This window comes from Pandoraea sp. PE-S2R-1, from assembly GCF_002179865.1.
GTDB lineage: Bacteria > Pseudomonadota > Gammaproteobacteria > Burkholderiales > Burkholderiaceae > Pandoraea.
Genome location: NZ_NGUR01000015.1, coordinates 128,742 through 141,368, shown reverse-complemented (window position 1 = coordinate 141,368; position 12,627 = coordinate 128,742). Strand labels below are relative to the sequence as shown.

Genomic DNA, 12,627 nt, shown 5'->3' with positions numbered 1-12,627 from the left:
ACCGGCGCAGCTTTCCCTCGCTCACCACCTGCATGAAGCCCTTCAAGATTCCCGAATCCGTGCTCGTCGTCATCTACACGCCGGCGCTCGATGTGTTGTTGATCGAGCGGGCCGATGCCGACAATTTCTGGCAGTCGGTGACCGGCAGCAAAGATCGCCTCGACGAGCCGCTGATCGAGACGGCCACGCGTGAAGTGTTCGAGGAAACGGGCATTCGCGTGGGGGAAGGTGGTCTGCCCGCCAGCGCACTGACCGACTGGCAGCACGAGATTCAGTACAACATCTACCCGCGTTGGGCGCATCGCTATGCCCCGGACGTCACGCGCAATACCGAACACTGGTTCGGCCTGTGTGTCCCGGCGAACACCCCGGTGACGCTGGCCCCGCGTGAGCACGTCGCTTACGAATGGTTGCCTTGGGAAGCCGCCGCAGCGCGCTGTTTTTCGCCATCGAACGGCGACGCGATCCGGCAGTTACCCACGCGCGTGCGCTGACGCCCCGGCGCGCCGATGAGCAAGTACCTGCCGTTTTCCCACGATAACGACCTGACGCTGCTCTACCTCGGCGAGGCGTACTTCACGGCGCTGATCGCCGCCATCGACGCCGCCCGGCGCGAAGTGGTGATCGAGACCTACATCTTCGAAGCCGACGACGCGGGACAGAACATTTCCGCAGCGCTGCAACGCGCCGCCCAGCGTGGCGTCTCCGTACGTGTGATCACCGATGGCATCGGCACCAGCCGTCGCCTGCCACTGGTCGAGGATTGGCGGGAGTGCGGTGTCATGCATCGCGTCTACAACCCGCATCTGTTCGGAAAATTCGGTTTTTCACGCACGCATCGCAAGCTCGCCGTCGTCGACCATGAGGTCGCGTTTGTCGGCGGCATCAACGTCATCGACGACTACAACGCGGGCGGCGGCGTGCGCATGAGCGACCCGCGCTGGGATTTCGCGGTGCAATGCCGTGGCCCGATCGTCGCGGAAATTGCCATCGCGTTTCATATCCAGTGGCTGCGTCTCGCGCCTGGCTATCTCGGCACACCCTTCCGGCACCGTCGCCGCGGCCAGCGCGGGCGCTTGCATTCGTCGGTCGCCGGGCAGGCCGCATTCGTCGCACGCGACAACCTGCACAATCGCCGCTCGGTCGAAAAGGCCTACCTGATGGCATTGGGACGGGCCCGCCACGAGGTCTGGCTCGCCAACCCGTACTTCGTGCCGGGACGTCGCCTGCGCCGCGCGCTGACGCAGGCCGCACGCCGTGGCGTGGCCGTGCATCTGCTCATCGGGCGCAAGGAATTCCGACTGCTCGATATGGCGGTGCCGTGGCTCTACGCCAAGATGCTCGACGCGGGCGTGCGCATCGGCGAATACGACATGCGCCAGTTGCACGGCAAGGTCGCGGTGATCGACGACGTCTGGGCGACGGTCGGGTCGTCCAATCTCGACGCCCTGTCTCTCTTCCTCAATCACGAAGCCAACGTCGTCGTACTCGACGATCCGGTTGTCATCGAACTGCGTGACCATATCCGCAAAGCGTTCGCCGAAGCGCGCCTGATCGACGCCGCCCAATACGGCGGCCGCTCGTTATGGCGGCGGTTTCGCCAGTGGGCGGCCTACCGGCTGTACCGGCTGGCGATGAAAGCCATCACCCGCGGCAAGTACGACTGACACCCGCCAGACGGCCGGTTGGCCGGGGTTTTCACGCCCACCGCCACGTGTTTCGATTAGGTATTCCGATCTAATAAATTCCTTGTTCGCCCATGGGCGTCCCCCAATAATAGGACGGCCGTTCGATTTTATGGTTAGCATCGGAGAACGGATAACCAAAGCGATGCCATACACATGCGAAAGGGTGAACAGACACGCAACGCGATCCTGAATGCTGCGCTAGAACTGGCGGGGCGTGACGGACTCGAAGGCCTGACGATCGGCTTGCTGGCCGATCGCATGCAGATGAGCAAGAGCGGGGTTTTCGCGCATTTCGGTTCGCGTGAAGACTTGCAGATCGAAGTGCTGCGCGAATATCACCGGCGCTTCGAAGAAGAAGTGTTTGCCCCCAGCATGGACGTGCCGCGCGGCTTGCCGCGACTGCGCGCTCTGGTCGATCGCTGGATGGACAAACGGATTCGCGAAGTCACGACGGGCTGCATCTATATCAGCGGTGCCGTCGAGTACGACGATCGCGCGGCCAGTCCGGTGCGCGAAGCCTTGGTGAAGAGTGTGCGGTTGTGGCGTTCGGCCCTGCTGCGCGCGATCACGCAAGCGAAGGAGGAGGGGCATCTGCGCTCGGACACCGATCCGCGCCTGATGCTCTTTGAAATGTACAGCCTGACGCTCGGCCTGCATCACGACGCGCGCTTCCTGCGGGAACCGGGTGCCGTAGAGATGACCCGGGTGGCACTGGAAAAACTGATTTCGTCTTATCAGCGCGGGTGAGGCGCGAGCCGTCCGCGAATCGTTTCGGAGGAGAAGGTCATGGGACAGTACAACGCGCCGCTGCGCGACATGCAATTCGTCATGCACGAACTGCTGGGCGTGGAAAACGAATTGAAAGCATTGCCGAAGCATGCGGACGTCGATGCCGACACCATCAATCAGGTGCTCGAAGAAGCCGGCAAGTTCTGTAGCGAAGTGGTCTTCCCGCTGAATCAAGTGGGCGATCGCGAAGGCTGCAAATACGAAGGCGATGGCGTGGTCACCACGCCGACGGGCTTCAAAGAGGCCTATCAGAAATACGTCGAAGCCGGTTGGGCCTCGCTAGGCTGCGATCCGGAATTCGGCGGTCAGGGCCTGCCGCAAGTCATCAACAACGCGCTGTACGAGATGCTGAACTCGGCCAATCAGGCGTGGACGATGTACCCGGGCCTGTCGCATGGCGCCTACGAATGCCTGCACGCGCACGGCACCCCCGAACAACAAGCCACCTATCTGCCGAAGATCGTCTCGGGCGAATGGACCGGCACGATGTGCCTGACCGAACCGCATTGCGGTACCGATCTGGGCATGCTTCGCACGAAGGCCGAGCCGAACGGCGACAACTCGTACGCCATCTCGGGCACCAAGATCTTCATCTCGGCTGGCGAGCACGACATGGCCGCCAACATCATCCACCTTGTGCTGGCACGTCTGCCGGATGCGCCCCCGGGCACCAAGGGCATTTCGCTGTTCGTCGTGCCGAAGTTCATCCCCGATGCCAACGGCGCACCGGGCGAGCGCAACGGTATCAAGTGCGGTTCGATCGAACACAAGATGGGCATTCACGGCAATGCCACTTGCGTGATGAACCTCGACGGCGCGAAGGGCTGGCTCGTCGGCGAACCGAACAAGGGCCTGAACGCCATGTTCGTGATGATGAATGCCGCACGCCAGGGCGTGGGCATGCAGGGTCTGGGCCTGACCGAAGTCGCTTATCAGAACTCGCTGGTGTACGCGAAGGAACGCATCCAGATGCGCTCGCTCACCGGCCCGAAGGCACCGGACAAGCCTGCCGATCCGATCATCGTCCACCCGGACGTGCGCCGCATGCTGCTCACGCAAAAGGCTTATGTCGAAGGCGGCCGCGCTTTCTCGTATTGGACCGCGCTGCACATCGACAAGGAACTCTCGCACGGCGACGAAGCCGAGCGTAAAGAGGCTGCCGATCTGGTCGCGCTGCTCACGCCGATCATCAAGGCCTTCCTGACCGACAACGCGTTCGAGTGCACGAACCACGCGATGCAGATCTACGGCGGCCACGGCTACATCGCCGAGTGGGGCATGGAGCAATACGTGCGCGATGCGCGTATCAACATGATCTACGAAGGCACGAACACGATTCAGGCACTCGATCTGCTGGGCCGCAAGGTGCTGGGCGACATGGGCGCCAAGCTCAAGAAGTTCGGCAAGCTCGTGCAGGACTTCGTCGAAGCCGAAGGCGTGCGCGAAGACATGCAGGAGTTCGTCAACCCGCTCGCGGACATCGGCGACAAGGTCCAGAAGCTGACGATGGAAATCGGCATGAAGGCGATGGCCAACCCCGACGAAGTCGGCGCGGCGGCGGTGCCGTACCAACGCGTGGTCGGCCATCTCGTGTTCGCCTACTTCTGGGCGCGCATGGCAAAGATTGCCCTCGACAAGCAAGGCAGCGGCGACAAGTTCTACGAGTCGAAGCTCGCTACGGCGCGTTTCTACTTCGCCAAGCTGCTGCCTGAGACCGCGTATCACATCCGCGTGGCACGTGCCGGCGCGAAGACGCAAATGGAAGTCGACGTCGACCTGTTCTGAGAGCGGAGGAGATCACCGTGAGTCAAACCAACAAACCCCTGGTCGTTCGCAAGGTAGCCGTGCTCGGCGCCGGCGTGATGGGCGCGCAGATTGCCGCTCATCTGGTCAATGCGAAAGTGCCTGTCGTGCTGTTCGATCTGCCGGCGAAAGAAGGCCCGAAGAACGGCATCGTGCTGCGCGCCATCGACGGCCTGAAGAAACTGAGCCCCGCGCCGTTCGCCGATAAGGCCGACGCGCAATACATCGAAGCCGCCAACTACGAAGACGACCTCGAGAAGCTGGCCGGTTGCGACGTCGTGATCGAAGCGATCGCCGAGCGCATGGACTGGAAGCACGACCTGTACAAGAAGGTCGCCCCGCATCTGGCCAAGCACGCGATCTTCGCGTCGAACACGTCGGGCCTGTCGATCACCGAACTCTCGGAAGGTTTCGACGCGGAACTGAAGGCACGCTTTTGCGGCGTGCACTTCTTCAACCCGCCGCGCTACATGCATCTGGTTGAACTGATCCCGACCGCCACCACGGCGCCGGCGATTCTCGACCAACTCGAAACGTTCCTCACCTCCACGCTCGGCAAGGGCGTGGTGCGCGCGAAGGACACGCCGAACTTCATCGCCAACCGTGTGGGCGTCTTCTCGATTCTGGCGGTGTTCGCCGAAGCGCAGAAGTACGGTATCCCGTTCGATGTTGTCGACGACCTGACCGGCAGCAAGCTGGGACGCGCCAAGTCGGCCACGTTCCGCACCGCCGATGTGGTCGGTCTGGACACGATGGCGCACGTCATCAAGACGATGCAGGACGGCCTCAAGGACGATCCGTTTGCACCGACCTACGCCACGCCGCCCGTGCTGAAAGCACTGGTAGAAAAGGGCGCACTGGGCCAGAAGTCGGGCGCGGGCTTCTACAAGAAGGAAGGCAAGGTCATCAAGGTGCTCGACCCGCAATCGGGCGAGTACGTCGAGTCGGGCAAGAAGGCCGACGAGATGGTCGTGCGTATTCTGAAGAAGGCCCCGGCCGAGCGCCTGCGCCTGCTGCGTGAATCGACCAACCCGCAGGCGCAGTTCCTGTGGGCCGTGTTCCGCGACGTGTTCCACTACATCGGCGTGTATCTCGATCAGATCGCCGACAACGCGCGTGAAGTCGACTTCGCCATTCGCTGGGGCTTCGGCTGGACCACCGGTCCGTTCGAAGACTGGCAAGCCGCCGGCTGGAAGGACGTGGCCCAGTGGGTCAAGGAAGACATCGACGCGGGCAAGGCCCTGTCGAACGCGCCGCTGCCCGCTTGGGTGACGAGCGGCAAGGTCGCCGAAGCCGGTGGTGTTCACACGGCCGAAGGCTCGTACGCCCCCGCTAAGGACGCGTTTGTGCCGCGCAGCACGCTGCCGGTGTACCAGCGTCAGGTGTTCCCGGCGGCGCTCGTCGGCGAAGCCGGCAACGACCCGCGCAAGTTCGGCAAGACGATCGAAGAGAACGACGCCGTGCGTCTGTGGGTCGACGAGACCCCGGGGCAGGACGACGTGCTCATCGTCTCGTTCAAGTCGAAGATGAACACGATCGGACCGGCTGTCATCGACGGTCTGGTGCGCGCCATCGATCTGGCCGAAGAACAATATCGCGGCGTGGTCGTGTGGCAACCGACGTCGCTCAAGCTCGGCGCGCCGGGTGGCCCTTTCTCCGCGGGTGCCGATCTGGAAGCCGCCATGCCGGCCTTCATGATGGGCGGCGCGAAGGGTATCGAGCCGTTCATCAAGAAATTCCAGGACGGCATGATGCGTGTGAAGTACGCGCAGGTGCCGGTCGTCTCCGCCGTCTCGGGCATCGCCCTCGGCGGTGGCTGCGAACTGCTGCTGCATAGCGCCAAGCGTGTGGCGGCCCTCGAGAGCTACATCGGTCTGGTGGAAGTCGGCGTAGGCCTCGTGCCGGCCGGCGGCGGTCTGAAGGAAGCTGCGATTCGTGCGGCCGAAGCAGCCACCGCAGCAGGCAGCGTCCAGTATCTGCAATTCGTCACCAAGTCGTTCACCAACGCCGCCATGGCGAAGGTCTCGGCCTCGGCCATCGATGCGCGCGACATGGGCTACCTGAAGCCGTCGGACACCATCGTCTACAACGTGCACGAGTTGCTGTCGGTTGCCCGTAACGAAGCCCGCGCGTTGTCGCTGGCCGGTTACCGCCCGCCGCTCAAGCCGGCCGGGATTCCGGTGGCAGGCCGCTCGGGTGTGTCGACGATCAAGGCGCAACTGGTCAATATGCGCGACGGCAACTTCATCTCGGCGCACGACTTCCTGATCGCCTCGCGTATCGCGGAAGCGGTGTGCGGCGGTGACGTCGAAGCCGGTAGTCTGGTGAACGAAGAATGGCTGCTGGCGCTCGAGCGTCGCGCCTTCATCGAAATGCTGGGCACGTCGAAGTCCCAGGAACGCATCATGGGCATGCTGCAAACCGGCAAGCCGGTGCGCAACTAAGCCGATCGGAGACTGACATGAGCAAACAACTGCAAGACGCCTACATCGTTGCCGCCACGCGCGCCCCGATCGGCAAGGCACCGAAGGGCAGCTACAAGAACACCCGTCCGGACGACCTGCTCGCGACGATTCTCAAGAGCGCGCTCGCTCAGGTGCCCGATCTCGATCCGAAAGTGATCGAAGATGCGATCATCGGTTGCGCCATCCCCGAAGCCCAGCAGGGCCTGAACGTGGCGCGTATCGGTGCGCTGCTCTCGGGCCTGCCGAACACGGTGGGCGGCGTGACGGTCAACCGTTTCTGCGCCTCGGGCCTGACGGCCCTCGCGATGGCGGCCGACCGCATTCGTGTGGGTGAAGCCGACGCGATGTTCGCCGGCGGCATCGAAAGCATGAGCATGGTGCCGATGATGGGCAACACGCCGTCGCTCTCGCCGTCGATCTTCGAGCGCGACGAGAACGTGGGCATCGCCTACGGCATGGGTCTGACCGCCGAGAAGGTGGCGCAGCAGTGGAAGGTCTCGCGCGAAGCGCAGGATGCCTTCGCACTGGCTTCGCACCAGAAGGCCATCGCTGCGCAGCAACGCGGTGAGTTCACGAACGAAATCACGCCGATCGAGATCGTTGAACGTTTCCCGAATCTCGCCACCGGTGAAGTGTCGATCAAGACGCGTACGCTGTCGCTCGACGAAGGCCCGCGTCCGGATACGACGATCGAAGGCCTTGCCAAGCTGCGTCCGGTGTTCGCCAACAAGGGCTCGGTCACGGCCGGTAACAGCTCGCAGACCTCGGACGGCGCCGGTGCGCTGCTCGTGGTGAGCGAGAAGATTCTCAAGCAATTCAACCTCACGCCGCTCGCGCGTTTCGTGTCGTTCGCCGTGCGCGGCGTGCCGCCCGAAATCATGGGCATCGGCCCCAAGGAAGCCATTCCGGCGGCGCTGCGCGCCGCAGGCCTCAAGCAGTCGGACATGGACTGGATCGAGTTGAACGAAGCGTTCGCCGCACAGGCGCTCGCCGTGATTCAGGATCTGGATCTCGACACCAGCCGCGTCAATCCGATGGGCGGTGCCATTGCGCTGGGCCACCCGCTGGGTGCCACCGGTGCGGTGCGTGCGGCTACGGTCGTGCATGCTCTGCGTCGTCACAACCTGAAGTACGGGATGGTGTCGATGTGCGTGGGCACGGGCATGGGCGCAGCGGGGATCATCGAGCGCATGTAAGGACGGGGACCGGACAGGCAAGTGACCGGTCATCAGGCGCCGGGGTGTGGATCGCGTAGTGCGCGTATCTGCCCCCGGCGTTTCTCATAAGACGAACGCGACATTCAGGATCAGGAGACAGTCGAGATGGACGACGTATTGGTGCAACGCCAAGGCGCGGTACAGGTGCTGACCTTCAACCGTGCACACAAGAAAAACGCGATCACCGCCGAGATGTATCAGGCGCTTGCCGATGGGCTGGCCGAGGCGGATGCCGATCCTGCCATTCGCGTGATCCTGATTCAGGGGCAGCCGGAGGCATTCTCCGCCGGCAACGATCTCGAAGACTTCCTGAAGCACCCGCCGAAGGACGACGACGCGCCCGTGTTCCAGTTTCTGCGCCAGATCAGTCAGGCGACCAAGCCGATCGTGGCTGCGGTGGCGGGCAACGCCGTGGGTGTCGGCACGACGATGCTGCTGCACTGCGATGTGGTGTACGCCGCCGAGACGGCCCGTTTCTCGCTGCCGTTCTCGCAGTTGGCGCTGGTGCCGGAAGCCGCGTCGAGCTGGCTGTTGCCGCGCGTGGCGGGCTATCACCGCGCTGCCGAGAAGCTGCTGTTCGGTGAGCCGTTCGACGTGAATGAAGCCGTGGCGATGGGGTTTGTGAACCGGATCGTGCCGGCGGCTGAACTGGCGGAATTCGCGGCGAAGCGCGCCGCGCAACTGGCCGCGATGCCGGCGGGCTCGCTGCGGGTGACCAAGCAACTGATGAAGGGCGACAGCGCGCGCGACGTGCAGGAGCGCATTCGCGACGAGGCGCTGGAGTTTGGCAAGCGGCTGCTGTCGCCCGAAGCGCGCGAGGCGTTCACCGCTTTCTTCGAGAAGCGCAAGCCGGACTTCAGCCAGTTTTCGTAAGACGGAAACCGGGCGCTCCGGCGTAATGTCGCAACGTCGCGATGATAAAAAGGCTGGCAACCCTCGGGTCGCCAGCCTTTTTTACTGCCTTTTGACGTCTTCCCCGGCGTTCAGCCCAGCGTTTCGAGCTTGGGCAATTGGCGCGGGCGGCGGTCCTCGTCGGTGGCCACGTAGGTGACCATGGCCTCGGTCACCTTCACGATCTCGTGCGACAGGCGCATGCGCTGTGCGTAGGCCTCGACGTAGACGGTAATCGACGTGTTGCCGGTCTTGACGATCTTCGCGTAGAAGCTCAGCAGATCGCCGACGAACACCGGCTGCTTGAACAGGAACGAGTTGACGGCAATCGTTGCCACGCGGCCATTGGCGCGTTGCGCGGCGGGAATCGAGCCGGCGATGTCGACCTGCGACATGATCCAGCCGCCGAACACGTCGCCATGGGCATTGGCGTCGGCGGGCATCGGCATCACGCGCAACGCCAGTTCTTTTTCGTCCGGCAGGGCCGTGAGGGCAGGGGTCGGGGTACTCATGGGGTTCCTTGCGTGAGCCAAAAAGCGGGAAAACTCGGGAATGCGCCGGCAGGCGGGGCATTCGAGGGGGCTCCCCCAAAGGAGAGGCCCGCCCGGCGCTGGCTCAGCATGAGACGCCGGGTTCTGCGAAAATACGCCATTGACGATTTTAGCGGAAAGCCCCCCACCGGACCTGTTGCCCGGGCCGGACCCCGCCCCCACAGCATCATGAGACGTTTTACTCCGGCCGAGCCTGCGCCGGCGGCGGCCAATGCCCCGAACGCAAAGAACCTTCCGAAGAAGCCGCGCAACGACTGGCAGGTGCTCAAGTCGCTGCTGCCATACCTGCTCGAATTCCGCGGGCGGGTAACGCTCGCGTTGTCGTGCCTGATTCTGGCCAAGGTGGCCAACCTCGGTGTGCCGATTCTGATGAAGCACATCGTCGATGCGCTGGGGCCGGTCGCAACGCTTTCTGCCACCGCACGTGCCACCGCCGACCCGGCGCTGATCGTGGTCGGCGGGCTGGGCATGCTGGTGATCGCCTACGGGGTGGTGCGCCTGTCGACGTCGCTCTTCACCGAACTGCGGGAAATCCTGTTCTCGAAGGTGACGGAAAGCGCCGTGCGGCAAGTGGCGCTCAGGGTGTTCCGCCATCTGCACGCACTCTCGCTGCGCTTCCATCTGGAGCGACAGACCGGGGGCATGAGCCGCGACATCGAGCGAGGCACGCGTGGCATCCAGTCGATGATCTCGTACTCGCTGTACAGCATTCTGCCCACGCTCATTGAAGTGGCGCTCGTGCTCGGCTTCTTCGTCGTGCGCTATGACGCGTTCTACGCACTGGTCACGCTCGCGGCGCTCGTGTTCTACATCGCGTTCACGGTGAAGGTGACCGAGTGGCGCACGCATTTCCGCCGCACGATGAACGAGCTCGATTCGAAGGCTAACGCGCGCGCCATCGATTCGCTCATCAATTACGAGACGGTGAAGTACTTCGGCAACGAGGCGTTCGAAACCGAGCGCTATGACGAAAATCTGAAGCGCTATCGGGCGGCGGCCATCCGTTCGCAGAATTCGCTTTCCGTGCTCAATTTCGGGCAGCAGGTGATCATTGCCACCGGGCTGATTCTGATTCTGTGGCACGCCACGCAGGGCGTGATGAGCGGCAGGATGACGCTGGGCGATCTGGTGCTGGTCAACACGTTCATGTTGCAGCTCTATATCCCGCTGAATTTCCTCGGCGTGATCTATCGCGAACTCAAGCAAGCCATGACGGACATGGACCGCATGTTCACGCTGCTCGACGTCAACCGCGAAGTGGCCGACCCGCCCGGCGCACCCGCGCTGATCTGCACCGGCGGCACGGTGAGCTTCGAGCATGTGAATTTCGGCTACGAGACGACGCGCCAGATTCTGCACGACGTGGATTTCACCATCGCCGCAGGCACGACCACTGCGGTCGTGGGCCACAGCGGCTCGGGCAAATCGACGCTGTCGCGTTTGCTGTTCCGCTTCTATGACGTGGGCTTCCCCGGCACCACGGCGGGGCGCATCACCATCGACGGGCAGGATATCCGCGACGTCACGCAAGACTCGCTGAGGGCCGCCATCGGCATCGTGCCGCAGGACACGGTGCTGTTCAACGACACGATCTACTACAACATCGCTTACGGGAATCCGTCGGCTTCACGCGAGCAGGTCATTGCGGCGGCACGTGCGGCGCACATTCACGACTTCATCGAGAGCCTGCCGGCGGGCTATGACTCGATGGTCGGCGAGCGCGGGCTGAAGCTCTCGGGCGGTGAAAAGCAACGTGTCGCGATTGCACGCACGATTCTGAAGAATCCGCACATCCTGATCTTCGATGAAGCGACGTCGGCACTCGATTCGCGCTCGGAGCAGGCGATTCAGACGGAATTGCGCAATATCGCCCGGGAACGCACCACGCTTGTGATCGCGCACCGGCTGTCGACGGTCGTGCACGCGGCGCAGATCATCGTGCTCGACAAGGGCCGCATCGTCGAGCGCGGCACGCACGACGAGTTGCTGCATGCCGAAGGGCTGTACGCGCAGATGTGGGCGCTGCAACAACAGCGGCGTGGCGGCGAGGGCGACGCCGAGGCATCGCACTTCGCGACGGTGGTGTCCTGAGCGGCCGACGTCCCACCGTTGGGTGCGGCTCTGTCGCGCGCGCGTCCGATTGAGTAGACTAGCGCGCTGACACCGTCAGCCCCGGGGGCTCCGCATGGAAATCAAATGGCTCGAAGACTTCGTGTCGCTCGCCAAGACGCACAGTTTCAGCCGCTCGGCCGAGTTGCGCCATGTGACGCAGCCCGCCTTTTCGCGCCGCATTCAGGCCCTTGAGGCGTGGCTCGGCAGTGAGCTGATCGACCGGTCGAGCTATCCGACCCGGCTCACCCCTGCGGGTGAAGTCTTCTACGAGCAGGCGCTCGCGTTGCTCTCGCAAGCGCAGGAAGCGCGGGCCTTGCTGCGCGAGCAGCGTTCCGCCGACCATTCGGTGCTCGACTTTGCCGTGCCGCACACGCTGTCGATGACGTTCTTCCCGCGCTGGCTCAAGACGCTGGAAAAGCGGCTCGGCCTGCTGCGCACCCGTCTGCGGGCGCTCAACGTGCACGACGCAGCGATGTCGCTGACCGACGGCGGCTGTGACCTGCTCATGTGCTACTACCATCCCAGCCAGCCGTTGCAGCTCGACGTGGCGCGCTACGAGATGGTCGTGCTCGGCAGTGAGCGCTTCAGCCCCTACAGCGCGCCGACGCCGCAAAAGCGGGCGCGCTTCAAGCTCCCCGGCACGGCGGAAGCGCCGGTGCCTTATCTGGCCTACACGTCGAACGCCTACCTCGGGCGCATGGCCGACCTGCTGGTTGGCGACACGACCAGCCCGCCTCATTTCGACAAGGTCTACGAGACCGACATGGCCGAGGCCCTCAAGGCCATGGTGCTGGCGGGGCACGGCGTGGCGTTTCTGCCGGAAAGCGCCGTGGTCGACTCCGTCGCCCGCGAGGAACTGATCGACCTCGCGCCTCCGGGCAAGACTGCCGCGCCGTGGCATCTCGATATGGAAATCCGGCTTTATCGCGACCGTCTGGCCTACGCTGACGCCAGCAACCGCCGCGAGAAGGCCAAGCGCGAAGCCGTTGAGGCGTTCTGGCAGGCCGTGCGCGATCAGGTCAAAGGGTGAGATTTGTAATCTATGCACGAAACGCATAGATGCATGTTTATTCGGCATTGGATTGTTCTTTGCGGCTCTAGGTAAAGTGCC

General features: G+C 63.6%; 10 protein-coding genes. 9 read left to right on the top strand and 1 reads right to left on the bottom strand.

The genetic code is table 11. The features are described 5' to 3' along the window. Positions 1-32: 32 nt before the first annotated feature. The 7 genes from nudB (at position 33) to CDV44_RS18065 (ending at position 8,835) form a co-directional block, all read left to right on the top strand. A complete protein-coding gene (gene nudB, locus CDV44_RS18095) occupies positions 33-494 on the top strand; it encodes a dihydroneopterin triphosphate diphosphatase (RefSeq protein ID WP_087689347.1) in 462 nt (153 codons plus the stop codon). Positions 495-509: 15 nt separating this feature from the next. Beyond that, positions 510-1,667, top strand: coding sequence for a cardiolipin synthase ClsB (clsB, locus tag CDV44_RS18090; protein ID WP_087689344.1), 1,158 nt, complete (start codon positions 510-512; stop codon positions 1,665-1,667). A gap of 174 nt (positions 1,668-1,841) precedes the next feature. Continuing rightward, positions 1,842-2,435 carry a TetR/AcrR family transcriptional regulator gene (locus tag CDV44_RS18085; protein ID WP_058377421.1) on the top strand — a complete coding sequence of 198 codons (594 nt, stop codon included), beginning with the start codon at positions 1,842-1,844 and terminating at the stop codon, positions 2,433-2,435. Between the two features lie 39 nt (positions 2,436-2,474). After that, the gene (locus CDV44_RS18080; RefSeq protein ID WP_087689341.1) at positions 2,475-4,262 is read left to right on the top strand and encodes an acyl-CoA dehydrogenase C-terminal domain-containing protein; all 1,788 of its coding nucleotides are present in this window, start codon (positions 2,475-2,477) and stop codon (positions 4,260-4,262) included. A gap of 17 nt (positions 4,263-4,279) precedes the next feature. Then, positions 4,280-6,724, top strand: a complete 2,445-nt coding sequence (locus CDV44_RS18075; protein WP_087689338.1) for a 3-hydroxyacyl-CoA dehydrogenase/enoyl-CoA hydratase family protein — start codon at positions 4,280-4,282, stop codon at positions 6,722-6,724. Between the two features lie 17 nt (positions 6,725-6,741). Beyond that, positions 6,742-7,941, top strand: coding sequence for an acetyl-CoA C-acyltransferase (locus CDV44_RS18070; protein ID WP_058377423.1), 1,200 nt, complete (start codon positions 6,742-6,744; stop codon positions 7,939-7,941). A gap of 126 nt (positions 7,942-8,067) precedes the next feature. Then, positions 8,068-8,835: an enoyl-CoA hydratase gene (locus tag CDV44_RS18065; RefSeq protein WP_087689335.1), complete on the top strand. Its 768-nt coding sequence runs from the start codon at positions 8,068-8,070 to the stop codon at positions 8,833-8,835. A 110-nt stretch (positions 8,836-8,945) separates the two neighbouring features. On the opposite strand, the gene CDV44_RS18060 is transcribed toward CDV44_RS18065, so the two are convergent. Further along, positions 8,946-9,365: an acyl-CoA thioesterase gene (locus CDV44_RS18060; protein WP_058377425.1), complete on the bottom strand. Its 420-nt coding sequence runs from the start codon at positions 9,363-9,365 to the stop codon at positions 8,946-8,948. A gap of 207 nt (positions 9,366-9,572) precedes the next feature. Here CDV44_RS18060 and CDV44_RS18055 point away from each other — a divergent pair, with 207 nt between their 5' ends. Continuing rightward, entirely contained in the window at positions 9,573-11,495 is a 1,923-nt protein-coding gene (locus tag CDV44_RS18055) for an ABC transporter ATP-binding protein/permease (RefSeq protein ID WP_087689332.1), read from the top strand. Between the two features lie 94 nt (positions 11,496-11,589). Further along, complete coding sequence (locus CDV44_RS18050) at positions 11,590-12,546, top strand: LysR family transcriptional regulator (protein WP_058377427.1); 957 nt, start codon at positions 11,590-11,592, stop codon at positions 12,544-12,546. Positions 12,547-12,627: the final 81 nt, after the last annotated feature.

Coding starts and splice junctions, on each gene's coding strand:
- CDV44_RS18085 (WP_058377421.1), top strand. CDS start 1,842: ATGCGAAAGGGTGAACAGACACGCAACGCGATCCTGAATGCTGCGCTA.
- CDV44_RS18065 (WP_087689335.1), top strand. CDS start 8,068: ATGGACGACGTATTGGTGCAACGCCAAGGCGCGGTACAGGTGCTGACC.
- nudB (WP_087689347.1), top strand. CDS start 33: ATGAAGCCCTTCAAGATTCCCGAATCCGTGCTCGTCGTCATCTACACG.
- CDV44_RS18055 (WP_087689332.1), top strand. CDS start 9,573: ATGAGACGTTTTACTCCGGCCGAGCCTGCGCCGGCGGCGGCCAATGCC.
- CDV44_RS18070 (WP_058377423.1), top strand. CDS start 6,742: ATGAGCAAACAACTGCAAGACGCCTACATCGTTGCCGCCACGCGCGCC.
- CDV44_RS18050 (WP_058377427.1), top strand. CDS start 11,590: ATGGAAATCAAATGGCTCGAAGACTTCGTGTCGCTCGCCAAGACGCAC.
- CDV44_RS18080 (WP_087689341.1), top strand. CDS start 2,475: ATGGGACAGTACAACGCGCCGCTGCGCGACATGCAATTCGTCATGCAC.
- clsB (WP_087689344.1), top strand. CDS start 510: ATGAGCAAGTACCTGCCGTTTTCCCACGATAACGACCTGACGCTGCTC.
- CDV44_RS18060 (WP_058377425.1), bottom strand. CDS start 9,365: ATGAGTACCCCGACCCCTGCCCTCACGGCCCTGCCGGACGAAAAAGAA.